Genomic DNA, 15,192 nt, shown 5'->3' on the forward strand with positions numbered 1-15,192 from the left:
GATGGCTGATCTTCCCCTATGGACAGCAGAAGAGGTCGCACAGGCGATCGGCGTGGATGTTCATGATCAGCAGTGGCAGGCAACAGGTGTCTCCATTGACAGTCGCACTGTAGAGAAGGGTGATCTGTTCATAGCAATTGTCGGCCCCGCCAATGACGGTCACGACTATGTTGCAAATGCTCTTGAGCGCGGCGCAGTTGCAGCGATTGTGAGTTCTAGTGTTTCAGATTGTCCCGAAGGGGCAAACCTTCTTTTTGTAGCAGATACACAGGTTGCGATGGAAAAACTGGGTGTCGCGGCAAGAACCAGAACGTCAGCTAAAGTGATTGCCGTGACGGGAAGTGTCGGTAAAACCGGGACAAAGGAAGCGTTAGCCCATTGTTTGAAAGAGCAGGGTAAAACTCATTACAGTGTTGGCAGCTTCAATAATCATTGGGGAGTTCCGCTGTCATTGGCGCGTATGCCAGCTAACACTGAATATGCCGTTTTCGAGCTTGGAATGAACCATGCTGGTGAACTGGGGCCACTCTCCAGATTTGTCAGGCCTGATGTCGCCATTATCACGACTATCGCAATTGCACATCTGGAATTTTTTAAAGACAAGTCTGAGATTGCTTTCGCTAAATCAGAAATTTTTGAGGGGCTTGCAAAAGAGGCTTATGCGATCATAAATGCTGACATAGAAGAGAGTGATCAACTGCAGCGTGCAGCGCTTCAACTTGGTGTTCGTCAGCTAATTACCTTTGGTGAAGTTGCCAGTGCTGATGCGAGGCTTGAAGCAATCAAGATTTTGCCTCATTCCAGTGAAATTTCCGCCAATATTTGTGGTCATAAACTGGACTATATCCTTTCAGTGCCAGGTGAACACTGGGCGATGAATAGTCTTGCTGTCTTGGCGGCTATCAAAGCTATTGGGGCTGATATTGACAAGGCATCAAATTCCCTTGCGAGCATGGCTGCGCCAGGTGGACGCGGTGCGGAGCTCAAGGTTCTGGTCGAAGGCGGCTCGTTTGTCATAATTGATGAAAGTTACAATGCGAGCCCCATTGCCATGCAAGCGGCATTTAAGGTCTTGGCCAGTCATGAGTTGAACGATGGCGGCCGAAAAATACTGGTGGTTGGGGATATGCGTGAACTGGGTGAAAAATCCCCGGAAATTCACGCTTCACTGGCAAATGATGTGTTGGCAAGCGGGGCAGATATGGTATACGCCTGCGGGTCGTACATGCAGCATCTTGTTGATGCCTTGCCAAAAGAGTTGATAGGTGGATATACCGCGCATTCAGATGAGCTGGCGCCTTTAGTTGCCCAGTCGGTCAAGGCGAATGATGTGGTTCTGATTAAAGGGTCGCTTGGAAGTAAAATGAAAGTCGTTCTTGATGCGTTGCTGGCATTGTCAGTGGATCAAAATCCTGCGGGTAAGGTGGGGAGTTAAATATGCTGTATAATCTTTTGTTTCCACTTGCCGAAGATTACCAGATTTTCAATCTGTTCAGGTACCTTACATTTCGAAGTGGCGGGGCTTTGCTCACGGCTTTGTTGATCAGTTTTATTTTTGGCCCTCATGTTATTAACTGGTTAAAAAGTCGGCAGCATCGTGGACAGCCCATTCGTGACGATGGACCACAATCACACATTATTGCAAAGCAGGGAACGCCGACGATGGGCGGATTTCTAATCCTTTTGGGGCTTGGCTTTGGAACAGTTTTATGGGCAGACCTGACGAACAGATATGTGTGGTCCGTTTTACTTGTGACACTTGGCTTCGGGGCAATCGGTTTCATTGACGACTACCTTAAGGTCAGCCGACACAATACAAGAGGTGTTCCTGGAAAGCTCAAATTATTATTTCAGATCTTAATTGCGCTCGCGGCCACGTACTGGATTGTTCAGACAACCAGTCCGGACCTGGCAACTGGTCTCACCATTCCATTCCTGAAAAATGTTCTGATCGATCTTGGATGGTTTTACATACCTTTTGGAGTATTGGTAATGGTGGGGGCCTCGAACGCGGTAAATCTGACGGATGGCCTTGATGGTCTTGCGATTGTACCGGTTATGATTGCGGCGACTTCTTTTGGCTTAATCGCCTATCTTGTTGGTAACGCGGTCTTCGCTAATTACCTGCAAATACAGTCAGTCCCGGGTTCGGGTGAATTGCTGGTGTTTTGCGCGGCGTTATTTGGTGCTGGGCTTGGCTTCCTTTGGTTTAACGCACCGCCTGCAATGGTATTTATGGGGGATACAGGATCGCTTGCAATGGGTGGTGCCCTTGGCGCGATCAGTGTCGTTACCCGGCACGAGATTGTACTGGCAATCATTGGTGGATTGTTTGTGCTTGAGACAGTGTCCGTGATTGTGCAGGTAGCCTCTTTTAAGCTTACCGGAAAACGTGTTTTCAGGATGGCACCGCTACACCATCATTATGAACAAAAAGGATGGCAGGAGCCGACCATTGTTATTCGGTTTTGGATTATAGCCGTTATTTTGGCGCTGATTGGTTTGGCGTCCCTGAAACTGAGATAGTGGGATGATGGAAAGCCGCGCTTATAAAAACAGAAATGTTGCTGTTCTTGGTCTTGGGAAAAGTGGACTTGCCACTGCCCGAAAACTGGCTGAGGGGAATGCGCGTGTATTGGTGTGGGACGATCAGGAGGCAGGCCGAAAGGCTGCCGAAACGAGCGGTTTACAAGTTGTGAGCTATTCAAGCGACGCTTGGGCAAATGTTGATACGATTATCCTTAGTCCAGGTATTCCGCTGACACACCCAAAACCCCATCCAGTTGTCGAGCACGCAAATGCAAACCGCAAGCAGGTAATCGGTGATATCGAGGTTTTTCTGAAAGAAAAAACATCGGGTAAAATTGTCGGGATAACCGGCACGAATGGAAAATCGACGACGACTGCGCTAATTCATCATATTTTGAAATCTGCAGGCAAGGAGGCTGCGCTGGGCGGTAATATTGGCACACCCGTGATGGAGTTGCCGCAGCTATCGGAGCAAGGCATTTATGTGTTGGAGCTTTCCTCCTATCAGTTGGATTTAACACCATCCTGGCATGCAGATGTGGCCATTTTGCTTAATATCACACCTGATCATCTGGACAGGCACGGAGACCTTGAAGGATATATAGCTGTCAAAAAGCGAATTTTTAATGAGCAGGTAAAGGGTGATACAGCGATCCTTAATCTTGATGATCCCGTTTGTCAGCAGATCGCAAAAGAAGTCATTAATGATAATCGGCTAGTAGGTATTTCTACAAAACAAAGGCTGGATGACGGCGTTTCAGTTCTGCAGGGACTGCTTCAGGTTCGTGACGCAGGAAAGCTTTTGCTGGAATTTGATCTTCGGGAGCATGCGGCGCTGCGAGGTGAGCATAACTGGCAAAATACCGCAGCAGCAGTGGCTGCATGTCTTGTTTGTGGAATGCAGGCTGACGAGGTCGAGAGAGGTGTATTGTCGTTTGGCGGGTTGGCTCATCGTATGGAGCCAGTAAAAACGATCGGAACCATATCATTTGTTAATGATAGCAAGGCAACAAACGCTGAAGCAGCTGCAAAATCTTTAAGTTCTTATGAGAATATCTATTGGATTTGCGGAGGTGTTGCAAAGGCTGGCGGAATTGAAGAACTTTCTCCTTATTTTGGCAGGGTTGCTCATGCTTTTCTAATCGGGGAGTGCGCTTGCGAGTTTTCCAAAACACTGGAAGGTAAGGTTCCTTACACTGATTGTGGGACACTCCCAGAAGCTGTGAAGTTGGCGAATAAAATGGCAGGGACATGTGCTTCACAGGCGGTTGTTTTATTGGCACCTGCTGCAGCGAGTTTTGATCAGTTCAAGAGTTTTGAGGCGCGTGGTAATCAGTTTAAGGAGATTGTCTTGAACGGGGGGCTTTCATGACAACTTTTACCCGTCTTGACAGATCCGTAGTTGGTCGATGGTGGTGGACGGTTGATCGTTGGACCTTGATGGCCGTTTCCCTGCTTATTGTGATGGGCGCTGTAATGGTGTTGGCTGCAAGTCCAGCAGTGGCAAATCGTCTTGATTTGGATAGTTTCCATTTCGTTCAAAGGCAGTTTTTCTATCTTCCACTCGCTTTTATGATCATTTTCGCCATTTCACTGATGTCTCCACTTTGGGTTCGTCGCTTGGCGGTCATATTATTTGGTGTTTGCCTTGTGCTAACGCTCGCAACTTTGTTAATCGGGCCAGAAGTAAAAGGTGCTCGCCGCTGGTTGCGGTTTGGAAGTTTTACCTTGCAACCAACTGAGTTTTTAAAGCCTGCTTTTGCAGTTGTTTCAGCATGGATGTTTGCTCAACAGAAGCGAAGCGAAGATATACCGGGTAATATGATCGCAATTGCTCTGTATCTGATTGTAGTAGTGCTTTTGCTCTCGCAACCCGATGTGGGAATGACTCTTGTCGTTTCTGCGGTCTGGTTTGCGCAGTTTTTCCTGGCAGGTCTACCGATCATGTGGGTTGCGCTATTCTTAGGTCTTGGCATTGCAGGTGCGGCAGGGGCTTATTATTTCTTCCCTCATGTTTCGAGCCGGGTTGATCGGTTCTTAAAACCTGATGGGGGCGAAAATTACCAGATAGAGCGCGCAATGGAAGCCTTCCAGACAGGTGGCTTTTTTGGTGTTGGACCGGGTGATGGATCGGTCAAACGGGTTCTGCCTGATGCTCATACAGATTTTATATTTGCGGTTGTTGGTGAAGAATTCGGTGTGCTGTTTTGCCTGCTGCTGGTTGGCCTGTTTATGTTTATCGTTCTTCGCGGGTTTAGCCGTCTGTTGGAAGAGAAAAATTTCTTTGTGGTCCTGGCTGCGGCGGGTCTGTTGACCCAGTTTGGGCTGCAGGCAGTGATTAATATGGGCGTTAATTTACGCTTGATGCCGACCAAGGGAATGACATTACCCTTCATTTCATATGGTGGGTCTTCCATGCTGGCTTTGGCCGTTTTAATGGGGATGCTGCTCGCCCTTAGTCGCCGCCGCGCCGGATCGGGGGACCTCTGATGGAGCAGACGCGCGGACATATTGTTCTGGCAAGTGGTGGTACTGGCGGCCATATCTTTCCTGCTAGGGCGCTTGCGGGGGAGTTACGTGAACGCGGTTATCAAGTAACCTTGATGACTGACGAGCGAGGCGAACGATATGAGGAGATGTTTCCTGGAGCCACGATCAAGCAGATAAAAGCGGGATCCCCGTCTCTTGGGGGGCTGCCTGGGAAGGTAACGTCCGTTTTCAAGTTAGGTGTAGGGCTGTTGCAGTCGATAATGTATTTGCGGCAAATAAAACCTGATGCGGTCGTGGGATTTGGCGGTTATCCTTCTCTTCCTCCTACATTTGCTGCTTCCTTGCTCAAAATCCCACTTCTTCTACACGAGCAAAATGCAATTCTGGGACGGGTTAACCGGTTACTTGCGAGACGAGCCAACTGCATTGCAACATCGTTTGCATATACCGATACTGATGAGAGAAATCTGCAAGCAAAAATGAGCTTTACAGGTAATCCTGTCCGGCGTGAAATTCAGGAGTTACACGGTACTCCCTATCGATGTGTCGGAAATGAAGAGCCAGTTAATCTGTTGATTACAGGTGGTAGTCAGGGAGCCAAGATATTATCGGACGTCGTGCCGGTAGCGGTGTCCCTACTCGATAAAGACCTTCAGGCCAGACTCCATATTACTCAGCAATGTCGAGCTGAAGACATTGATCAGGTTCGGAGTTTGTATGCGAACACCGCAAGTATAGTAGTTTTGGACACTTTTTTTAGTAACATGCCGGAGTTGCTCGCAAATTGTCATTTGGCCATCGGTCGTTCAGGTGCTTCTACAATGGCGGAACTTGCGGCGGCCGGACGGCCTGCGATCTTGGTTCCCTACAAGTTCGCGATGGATGATCATCAGACAAAGAACGCGCGTTGTTCAGTTGATTTGGGTGCGGCGGTCCTGATTGCACAGGATGATTTTACCCCAGAGCTGCTTAGTTCAAAATTGAAGACGCTTCTTGAATGTCCAGACAAGCTGAAAACAATGGCCTTAGCAACGGCCAACTCCGCTGAAATTGGCGCAGCGGCGAAACTTGCTGATCTGGTAGAACGATTTACAGGTAATCGAACGAGCCGTTCGATAAAGAGTGGAAAGGTTGTCGCATGAGAGCGCTGCCCCTAGATATTGGATTGGTCCATTTCGTTGGCATTGGTGGCATTGGAATGAGCGGTATCGCTGAAGTAATGCACACGTTGGGGTATCAGGTCCAAGGATCAGATCTGTCGCAGAATGCCAACGTGGACCGTTTAAAGTCACTAGGGATACCTGTCCATATTGGTCACGATGCCAAAAATTTGGGGGATGCCCATGTGGTCGTCATTTCCTCTGCAGTGAAACCTGACAACCCAGAGGTAAAGGAGGCCCGGGCGAACCTGATCCCGGTGGTCCGCCGGGCGGAAATGCTGGCAGAGTTGATGCGCCTGAAATGGGCTATTGCAATTGGTGGGACGCATGGAAAGACAACCACAACCTCTCTCCTCGCCAGTTTGCTTGATGCGGCGAATGCCGGACCTACTGTAATCAATGGTGGTATCATTAATGCCTATGGTACAAATGCCCGCCTCGGAGATGGGGACTGGATGGTTGTTGAAGCTGACGAGTCCGATGGAAGTTTTACCAAGCTTCCTGCAACTGTCGCCGTGGTTACAAATATCGATCCAGAGCATCTTGATTTTTATGGTGATTTCGATGGTGTGCGGGATGCGTTTTTAACATTTGTGGAAAATATCCCTTTTTACGGTTTCGCAGCGCTGTGTATTGATCATCCAGAAGTTCAGGCTTTAATCGGTCGAATTTCGGATCGTCGATTGATTACGTATGGGCTTTCCCCACAAGCCGACTATCGCGCGGTCGATGTTCGCTTTGAAGCGGGCGGCGCCCGTTTTAATGTTGCAATAAGTGAGCGTGTAGGCGGTGAGCGACACATGATGAAAGGGTTTGAGTTGCCTATGCCGGGTGCGCACAACGTTCAAAATGCTATGGCAGCAGTTGCGGTGGGCGCCGAAATGGGATTTGACGAAGTCACCCTCAAGAAAGGACTTCGTGAATTTGGTGGTGTGAAACGTCGGTTTACGAGGGTAGGTGTAGCGAATGGTATCACTGTAATCGATGACTATGGACATCATCCTGTTGAAATATCCTCTGTAATGTCTGCGGCACGTCAGGCGTATCAGAATAAAATAATAGCCGTTGTTCAGCCGCACCGTTATTCACGCCTCAAGGATCTTTTCGAAGGCTTTTGCACCTGTTTCAATGACGCTGATGTTGTGATTGTCGCTGATATATATGCGGCAGGAGAGCAGCCAATCGATGGCATTACACAGGAATCCTATGTGGAGGGGCTTAAGACGCGTGGGCACCGAAATGTGGTGGCTTTGAAAGGGCCTGAATATCTTGCGGAGCAGGTTGCAGAAGTGGCAGAGCCAGGTGACGTTGTGGTTTGTTTGGGAGCAGGGTCGATTTCTCTTTGGGCTAACAGATTACCATCAGAGCTTGCCGCACTGGAAGATACAGGAGGTTCTGAATGAACCAACCTTCAATCCGTAGCATATCCATCTGTGAACGCCTGCCAGAGGTGAGAGGGCGAATTCGGGAAAATGCTCGGCTGGATAAGGTAACTTGGTTTCAAGTGGGTGGACCCGCAGATGTTTTGTTCAAGCCTGATGATGAAGATGACTTAAGCCAATTTTTGAGAGAAACCCCTGCCGATATTCCAGTGTTTACTCTTGGGGTTGGATCCAATTTGCTGGTTCGCGACGGTGGATACAGAGGTGTTGTGATCCGCTTGGGACGGAATTTTACGAATGTGGAACTGTTGGAAAATCACAGGGTGCGTGCAGGTGCAGGTGCGCTGGATTTATTTGTTGCCCGTTTTGCAGCCGAAAATTGTCTGACAGGCGCCGAGTTTTTAAGTGGCATACCAGGTAGTATCGGTGGTGCCCTTCGGATGAATGCTGGTGCTTACGGCACGGAGTTGCAAGACATACTTGTGAGCGCAGTGGCGTTTGATCGAGACGGCAGGCGACATGAATTGAGCTGCGAAAATATGGGTTTTTCCTATCGCCATTGTTCAATTCCAGATGATTGGATTTTCACTGAGGCAACATTGCAGTTGCGCGAAGGTGATGCCGCCGAAATCCGCGGACAAATGGAACAGATTGCGAAAAGTAGAGAAGATAGTCAACCCATAAAAAGCAGAACGGGAGGATCTACTTTTGCAAATCCGCAAGGAGCAAAAGCATGGGAGCTTATCGACGCGGTGGGCGCGCGAGGCCTTCGAGTTGGCAACGCGCAGATATCGGAAATGCATTGTAATTTTTTGATCAACACAGGTGGGGCAACAGCGGCAGATATTGAAGCGGTTGGGGAAGAAGCCCGCAGGCGTGTTTTTGAGAAATTTGACCGGTTGTTGCGTTGGGAAATAGTTCGTATCGGCGAGCACTTGAAAGATAACGAGAAGGCGGAATAGTCATGACGCATGTTGCCGTACTAATGGGTGGATGGTCCGCAGAGAGAGAAGTTTCCCTTGATAGTGGGGAGGCCTGTGCGAAAGCTTGAAGCGTTGCGGCTATCAGGTCACAGCTATTGATGTCACAAGAGACATCGCGAGTGAGTTGGTAAAACTTTCGCCTGATGTCTGTTTTAACGCGCTGCATGGACGTTTTGGTGAAGATGGAACTGTGCAGGGAATGTTGGAAATTTTGGGTATCCCATATACTCACTCCGGTGTGCTGGCGTCTGCACTTGCCATGGATAAGCCCGCAGCAAAAACCGTCTTTGAGGCGGCAGGGCTTAGGTGCGCTGATGGGCGGGTGATGAGCCGACAAGAAATTTTGGGCGGAGCTGATTTTCCAGCGCCGCTTGTGATCAAGCCGCTGAATGAGGGTTCGAGTGTCGGAGTTACCATTCTGTTGGAAAATGAAAACCGAACACTGAAAGATGTGCCTTGGACTTTTGGAAATGAAGTCCTTGTCGAAAGCTATATTCCCGGCCGGGAAATTCAGGTTGCAGTGATGGGAAATGAAGCGTTGGGGGCCGTTGAGATCCGGCCGCTCGGTCGATTTTATGATTATGAGGCAAAATATACTTCCGGCAAAGCAGAGCACCTGATGCCCGCTCCCATTGATAAGGATCGATACGATGAAGTCCTGAAAATGGCCGTTCGCGCTCATGAAGCGTTGGGGTGCCGTGGTGTCAGCAGATCGGATTTTCGTTTTGATGATACGGACGGGGGCTCAGCGCATTTTTATTTGCTGGAGACAAATACACAGCCAGGAATGACTGAGTTAAGCCTGGTACCGGAGATAGCGGGGTATGCTGGAATTTCTTTTGAGGATCTGGTTCGCTGGATGGTGGAGGATGCCTCATGCGACAGATAAAAGTCACCGCACATGATCGCCCCTTGGGACCAACACCTGACGCAAATCGCAAATCTTCAGCTAAGAAGAAGACACGCGCGAAAAAATCGACTGCCCAAAAGCTTTCTATTGTTGAGTTCCTTGGGCAGACCAGTGCAGCGGTTAAGAATAGGGTATCGAATAGCTTTGCATTTTTGTCCAAGTTGAAGCTGAAAAAAAAGTCAAGGTCAGCACAAAGCTCATCACGGCGCAAGTCGGGGCAGGCGTGGGGTAAGATTGCGGCCTTTGGGGGAGTAGTTACTTCTGTTTCCTTGATGGTTGGGTATCTGGGATATCTTGTTGTTACTCACAATGTTATTGATCGATCTGTTGACTGGGTTGAAGAAAAACGTTTGCAAGCGCTGGGAGGTGTTGGACTTGTCGTTCAGGAGGTCAGTGTCGTTGGTCGTGAGCGAACTCCTGTTGATCAACTGATGGCAGCTTTGAATGTAAGCCGCGGGACAAGCATTTTGGATTTTGACCCGGATGCTGCACGTCATCGAATTGAGAAGCTGGGCTGGATTGAAGAAGCTTCGGTTATGCGCCGTTATCCAGACGAAATTTTTATTCGAATTATTGAGCGCCGTCCTTTTGCACGTTGGCAAACAAATGGAAGAACCGTCGTCATTGATCGCAAAGGCGAGGTTGTTGCCAAACGGGATTACAACGAATTCAAACACCTGCCCAAAGTGGTTGGATTTGGTGCGAATGAAAAAGCTGCTGAACTCTTTGATATGTTGGCAAAATCACCGGCCTTATTTACCCGTCTGCAGAACGCGGTACGAATTCGCGACAGAAGGTGGGATCTGGAATTTAGCAATGGCGTAAAAGTTTTATTGCCTGAAGAGGGCACGGCTCATGCTTGGGCGCGGCTGGAACAGCTGCAAGAAAGCCGAAAAATTCTCAATAAAGGAGTTATGGCAATTGACCTGAGAAATGGCGATCGCATGTTCGTAAAATTACGGCCAGGTGACGCGGAATACAGGCGCGAGAGCTTTACCAAATCGGAGACACAAAGTTAGGGTGACGAATTGATTGCCTGTTTTAAAGGGGAATAAAAACAAGATGGCAGTGGGAAGAAGCGGACCCATTACAGCATTGGATATCGGCACTACGAAAGTGTGCTGTTTTGTTGCCGTTGAGGAAACCGGAGGCCTTAGGGTTAAAGGTATTGGCCATCAGGTCGCAAAGGGTATGCGTGCCGGCTCCATCACCAATATGGAAATGGCGGAAGAAAGCATTCGTTCCGCTGTTGATGCGGCAGAGAGAATGGCCGGGGAGACGATCCGTGATGTGTATTTGAGCGTTACAGCGGGTCAACCTGCCTCACAGACAGTTGATGTTGAAATGTCTATCGGTGGACAGGAAATCGGCGAAAAAGATCTACTGCGGACTTTGAAAGAAGCCAAGGCCAGTTACAACCCAGAGAACCGAACCGTTATTCATGCTCTTCCAGTGGGATATAATGTGGATGGAAATCGGGGTATTCGTGATCCGAGAGGGATGTTTGGCGACAATTTCGGGATCAGCATGCATATGGTCTCGGTACTTAATAACCATGTTCGCAACATTACCAATTGTGTAGAAAGATGCCATTTGGGCATCTCCAAGCTTGTGTCTGCGCCATACGCATCAGGGCTAGCGTCTTTGGTGGAAGATGAAATGGATCTTGGGGTCACGGTTATAGACATGGGAGGTGGATCGACATCCTTCGCAGTTTTTTATGATGGAGAGATGGTTTACAACGAAGTGCTACCCGTCGGAGGTGGTCACGTTAGCAATGATATTGCACGTGGATTGTCAACCAGTCTAGCCAATGCGGAGCGGATGAAGACTCTCTATGGTAGTGCTCTTGCAAGCCCGTCAGATGAAAAAGAAATCATTGATGTGCCGTTGATTGGCGAGTCAGAAAGCGAAGTGGCAAATCACGTTCCTCGCTCAATGCTCGTGGGGATCATCAAGCCCAGAATTGAGGAAATACTTGAAATTGTTCGCGATCGTCTGGCCGCGTCGGGATTTGCGAAAGTTGCAGGTCGCCGTGCAGTCCTAGTTGGTGGTGCATCACAATTGGCTGGTGTTCAGGAATTGTCCGCCCGAATTTTGGACAAGCAAGTCCGCATGGGTAAACCTATACGTGTCAAATCACTTGCCGATGCCACAGGTGGACCGGCCTTTGCCACTGCTGCTGGACTCCTGTCTTATGCGGTGCGCAAAAATTTCTATGATCAACTGGGTATGAGTGCGGAAGAGAAAACCCCGCAAAACCGCCTTTTGCGGATCGGAAATTGGTTTAAAGAAAATTTCTAGACCAAAAAAATGAGGATTTTTGATCAATATGTAAGAAGTAGGGTTCCATTAACTACAATATTTGGTATTAATTAGAGAGCTTGCGTTAAAAAGGAGGGTAGTGCTGTGGGGATAAATTTATCAGTACCAGACCAAACTGAACTAAAACCTAAAATTCTTGTACTCGGAGTGGGTGGTGCTGGCGGAAATGCCGTCAACAACATGATCCGGTCTGAATTGCAGGGCGTTGAATTTGTTGTTGCCAATACCGATGCGCAGGCGTTAAAGCAAAATTTGGCGGATACCCGTATTCAACTGGGGGCTGAGCTTACCGAAGGGCTGGGGGCTGGATCGAAGCCTCAGATCGGCGCAGATGCTGCCGAAGAAGCGCTTGAAGAAATCAGCTCTCACCTTAAAGGTGTTCATATGTGTTTCATCACTGCCGGCATGGGCGGTGGAACTGGCACAGGTGCTGCGCCCGTTGTCGCACGCGCAGCGAAGGAACAAGGAATTCTGACGGTTGGTGTTGTAACCAAACCGTTTCAGTTTGAAGGCAATCATCGGATGCGGATTGCCGAAGCAGGTATTGAAGAACTCCAAAAGCACGTTGATACTCTGATCATTATCCCTAATCAGAACCTCTTCCGTATCGCAAATGAGAAAACCACCTTTGCCGACGCATTTAACATGGCTGATGATGTTCTCCATTCCGGTGTTCGGGGTGTTACAGACCTGATGATCATGCCAGGGCTGATCAATCTGGACTTTGCTGACGTCAATACTGTCATGAGCGAAATGGGCAAAGCCATGATGGGAACCGGTGAAGCAAGCGGTGAAAATCGTGCAATCGAGGCGGCAGAAGCCGCGATTTCCAACCCGCTTTTGGATGATGTTTCCATGAAAGGGGCGAGAGGCGTTCTGATCAATATTACTGGCGGAATGGACCTGACGCTGTATGAATTGGATGAAGCCGCCAATCGCATCCGCAGTGAAGTGGACCCAGAGGCGAATATTATCGTTGGTTCTACATTTAATGCAGAGATGGAAGGTACAATGCGTGTGTCTGTTGTTGCAACAGGCATTGATGCAGGAGAAGCGTTGCAACCAGTTGCTCCGAACGTTACTTCACTGTTGAAGGTAACGGGGGGTATTGCTGCCGGAAATTCTGGTCGAGCACGCACAACTGGCGACACCCCTGATATGAGCGGTGTAATCGCGAGCGGATTTGGCGCTTCCGTTCCTGAGCCCTCAGGTTCACAGCCAATGATGTCTGGTGATCACACTGAAACTAGTGGTGAAGAATATACCGTTGGTCAAACGAGTGCTCATGATCAAAACACCAATTTGGCCCGCGATATAGAACCTGATTTGCTTTCAGAAATTGAAGATGTGATGGAAGAAAGTGAAGAAGTTGGTGAGGTTGATGCCTCCCTTGGCAATGCACCATTCAAGGCGCCACCTGCAATTAAAGTTGAGAAACGCCCTGAAGAACTCATTAATCCGGTGGCTCGTGAAAGCGCAGAAGCAGCCGCGCAACCGAAGCGCAAACGCAAGGGGCCAAGCCTGTTTGAGCGTATGACTGGGGTCGGTCGGATGAGCCGTAAGGCAGAAGCTGAGCGCAAGCAGGCAGAAGCGGCGAAAAAAGCAGCAGAGAGGCGTGAGCCTGTTGCACGGCAGCAAAAAGCGCCTCAAGCAGACCCTCAAGCGACACCGACACAAAAGGAAGAAGCCTTAACATCCTCAGTTCGGGTGGAGCCGAAAACCGAGGATGAGGATTTGCTGGATATACCGGCATTTCTTCGCCGGCAAGCAAATTGATAGTTTGAATTAAAGCAAAAAAGGGCTGCTGTTTAGTAGCCCTTTTTTTGTGTTCCGAGTGACGTAATGTGGTTTGTTGCAAAGCAGAAACAAACGGTAACAAAGAGTGATTTGAGTTTCCAGAGGGGGCTCTGTAGAACTATTCTAGGTAATTAGAATATGGAAATACAAGAACCCATGATCACATTTCAAAAAACGCTGAGAAACAGCATTAGCTGTACTGGTGTCGGAGTTCACAGCGGTGATGTTGTTAATATGACGCTGAAGCCAGCGCCTGCTGGAACGGGTATTGTATTTCGTAGAGTTGATGTTGATCCAACCGTCGCTGACATACCGGCTCGTTATGATGCCACAACTGACTTGGTAATGTGTACAACAATTGCCAATGATGCTGGTGTAAAGGTTGGCACTGTTGAACATTTAATGGCGGCCTTCTCTGGCAGTGGTGTAGATAACGCGATCGTTGAGTTGGATGGACCGGAAGTACCCGTTATGGATGGGTCCTCCGCACCCTTTATTTTTCTGATTGAATGTGCGGATATTGTCGAGCAGTCAACACCACGTCAGTTTATCAAGGTGTTGAAAGAAGTTTCTGTTCGCAATGGCGACGCGGTGGCGACATTATCGCCTGGCGATAATATGTCAGTTTCTTTTGAAATTGCATTCGATAACAAACGCATCGGTCAACAGAATTGCAGCTTTAACTTGCGGAATGGCATTTTTAAAAATGAGATAGCGCGGGCTCGCACATTTGGTTTTCTGGGCGAGTTGGAACAATTGAAGGCTATGGGGCTTGCCAAGGGCGGTTCCTTGGATAATGCGATTGTTCTCAGTGGTGATGAAGTATTGAATGAAGAAGGGCTTCGTTATCAGGATGAGTTCGTTCGGCACAAGGCGCTTGATGCTATCGGTGATCTGTATTTAGCAGGTGCACCTATTATTGGGCAGTTCCACGGAGTTCGTTCCGGGCATGCGTTGAACAACAAGTTATTGAACACCTTTTTGAAAGATGAAAGCGCTTGGTGCTATACGACGGAAGCACCGGTTCGCAGTTCAAATGTTGGCGGTGCCTATTGGCCAGAGCAGAAGGCGGCGGCACCAATTACGGCTTGATTTCTAGCGTGTTAAAGTGAAAGAAAAAGGCGCGACATTAAATTCGCGCCTTTTCCATTTTTTTGAAAAAGTGGTTACGCGGATTTACGCTTCCGCTCTCTTCCAGCGAGGCTTTTAATCAGGCCGCTGACTGCAGACCTGACTGAAGGCTCATCAATCTCACTGTAATTGCGAACAAGTTCAATTGTGGAGCGATTCTTGCCGCCATGTTCAAGCGGTGAGCTTGATGTAAGTGGTTCAAGCTGGTCAAAGAAATAGGAGACATCGACTTCGAGTCGCTGTGCAATTTCGTACAACCGGCCAGCGCTAACACGGTTTGCGCCTGTTTCGTATTTTTGAACTTGTTGGTAGGAAATTTCCAAAGCCTGTGCGAGATGTTCCTGGGTCAATCCCATCATAGTGCGCCTCTCCCGAATGCGCTCTCCTACATGGTCGTCAACCCGTTTAGCGAGTTTACTCATTAGCTGGTACCTTTCTTAAACTTGGGCCTTTGGGGAGCCCATACACAATTCCCGCCTTATACC

12 protein-coding genes and 1 pseudogene are annotated in these 15,192 nt (G+C 48.7%); 12 read left to right on the forward strand and 1 reads right to left on the reverse strand.

The features are described 5' to 3' along the window. Window position 1 precedes the first annotated feature (1 nt). From JCM23214_RS07620 to lpxC, 12 genes and pseudogenes are all read left to right on the forward strand, one after another. A complete protein-coding gene (locus JCM23214_RS07620) occupies window positions 2-1,435 on the forward strand; it encodes a UDP-N-acetylmuramoyl-tripeptide--D-alanyl-D-alanine ligase (RefSeq protein WP_025898440.1) in 1,434 nt (477 codons plus the stop codon). A 2-nt stretch (window positions 1,436-1,437) separates the two neighbouring features. Then, a complete protein-coding gene (gene mraY, locus JCM23214_RS07625; protein WP_025898441.1) occupies window positions 1,438-2,526 on the forward strand; it encodes a phospho-N-acetylmuramoyl-pentapeptide-transferase in 1,089 nt (362 codons plus the stop codon). 4 nt (window positions 2,527-2,530) lie between these two features. Further along, complete coding sequence (gene murD / locus JCM23214_RS07630; RefSeq protein WP_025898442.1) at window positions 2,531-3,901, forward strand: UDP-N-acetylmuramoyl-L-alanine--D-glutamate ligase; 1,371 nt, start codon at window positions 2,531-2,533, stop codon at window positions 3,899-3,901. After that, window positions 3,898-5,019, forward strand: a complete 1,122-nt coding sequence (gene ftsW, locus JCM23214_RS07635; RefSeq protein WP_025898443.1) for a putative lipid II flippase FtsW — start codon at window positions 3,898-3,900, stop codon at window positions 5,017-5,019. The genes murD and ftsW overlap by 4 nt, the downstream gene beginning before the upstream one ends. Next, window positions 5,019-6,161 (forward strand): undecaprenyldiphospho-muramoylpentapeptide beta-N-acetylglucosaminyltransferase, encoded by a 1,143-nt coding sequence (gene murG, locus JCM23214_RS07640; RefSeq protein ID WP_025898444.1) that lies wholly within the window; start codon window positions 5,019-5,021, stop codon window positions 6,159-6,161. Before ftsW ends, murG begins: the two co-directional genes overlap by 1 nt. Further along, window positions 6,158-7,582, forward strand: coding sequence for a UDP-N-acetylmuramate--L-alanine ligase (gene murC, locus JCM23214_RS07645; protein ID WP_025898445.1), 1,425 nt, complete (start codon window positions 6,158-6,160; stop codon window positions 7,580-7,582). Before murG ends, murC begins: the two co-directional genes overlap by 4 nt. Continuing rightward, window positions 7,579-8,523 (forward strand): UDP-N-acetylmuramate dehydrogenase, encoded by a 945-nt coding sequence (gene murB / locus JCM23214_RS07650; RefSeq protein ID WP_025898446.1) that lies wholly within the window; start codon window positions 7,579-7,581, stop codon window positions 8,521-8,523. Before murC ends, murB begins: the two co-directional genes overlap by 4 nt. Window positions 8,524-8,525: 2 nt before the next feature. Beyond that, window positions 8,526-9,433: pseudogene (locus JCM23214_RS19640) on the forward strand (D-alanine--D-alanine ligase). Further along, window positions 9,421-10,473, forward strand: a complete 1,053-nt coding sequence (locus tag JCM23214_RS22275; protein WP_025898447.1) for a cell division protein FtsQ/DivIB — start codon at window positions 9,421-9,423, stop codon at window positions 10,471-10,473. The pseudogene JCM23214_RS19640 and the gene JCM23214_RS22275 overlap by 13 nt, the downstream one beginning before the upstream one ends. 43 nt (window positions 10,474-10,516) lie before the next feature. After that, window positions 10,517-11,758, forward strand: a complete 1,242-nt coding sequence (gene ftsA / locus JCM23214_RS07665; protein WP_025898448.1) for a cell division protein FtsA — start codon at window positions 10,517-10,519, stop codon at window positions 11,756-11,758. Between the two features lie 105 nt (window positions 11,759-11,863). Next, on the forward strand, window positions 11,864-13,555 hold the full coding sequence (ftsZ, locus tag JCM23214_RS07670) for a cell division protein FtsZ (protein ID WP_025898449.1): 1,692 nt from the start codon (window positions 11,864-11,866) through the stop codon (window positions 13,553-13,555). 180 nt (window positions 13,556-13,735) lie between these two features. Beyond that, on the forward strand, window positions 13,736-14,668 hold the full coding sequence (gene lpxC, locus JCM23214_RS07675; protein ID WP_439646376.1) for a UDP-3-O-acyl-N-acetylglucosamine deacetylase: 933 nt from the start codon (window positions 13,736-13,738) through the stop codon (window positions 14,666-14,668). Window positions 14,669-14,742: 74 nt separating this feature from the next. Here lpxC and JCM23214_RS19650 read toward each other — a convergent pair whose 3' ends face one another. Further along, window positions 14,743-15,129 (reverse strand): helix-turn-helix domain-containing protein, encoded by a 387-nt coding sequence (locus JCM23214_RS19650; RefSeq protein WP_037492645.1) that lies wholly within the window; start codon window positions 15,127-15,129, stop codon window positions 14,743-14,745. Between the last annotated feature and the right edge of the window lie 63 nt (window positions 15,130-15,192).

Source organism: Sneathiella glossodoripedis JCM 23214, from assembly GCF_000616095.1.
GTDB classification, from domain to species: Bacteria; Pseudomonadota; Alphaproteobacteria; order Sneathiellales; family Sneathiellaceae; genus Sneathiella; species Sneathiella glossodoripedis.

Excerpts from the sequence above, each read along its gene's own strand:
- JCM23214_RS07620 (WP_025898440.1), top strand. The coding sequence starts at position 2 with ATGGCTGATCTTCCCCTATGGACAGCAGAAGAGGTCGCACAGGCGATC.
- mraY (WP_025898441.1), top strand. The coding sequence starts at position 1,438 with ATGCTGTATAATCTTTTGTTTCCACTTGCCGAAGATTACCAGATTTTC.
- murD (WP_025898442.1), top strand. The coding sequence starts at position 2,531 with ATGATGGAAAGCCGCGCTTATAAAAACAGAAATGTTGCTGTTCTTGGT.
- ftsW (WP_025898443.1), top strand. The coding sequence starts at position 3,898 with ATGACAACTTTTACCCGTCTTGACAGATCCGTAGTTGGTCGATGGTGG.
- murG (WP_025898444.1), top strand. The coding sequence starts at position 5,019 with ATGGAGCAGACGCGCGGACATATTGTTCTGGCAAGTGGTGGTACTGGC.
- murC (WP_025898445.1), top strand. The coding sequence starts at position 6,158 with ATGAGAGCGCTGCCCCTAGATATTGGATTGGTCCATTTCGTTGGCATT.
- murB (WP_025898446.1), top strand. The coding sequence starts at position 7,579 with ATGAACCAACCTTCAATCCGTAGCATATCCATCTGTGAACGCCTGCCA.
- JCM23214_RS22275 (WP_025898447.1), top strand. The coding sequence starts at position 9,421 with ATGCGACAGATAAAAGTCACCGCACATGATCGCCCCTTGGGACCAACA.
- ftsA (WP_025898448.1), top strand. The coding sequence starts at position 10,517 with ATGGCAGTGGGAAGAAGCGGACCCATTACAGCATTGGATATCGGCACT.
- JCM23214_RS19650 (WP_037492645.1), bottom strand. The coding sequence starts at position 15,129 with ATGAGTAAACTCGCTAAACGGGTTGACGACCATGTAGGAGAGCGCATT.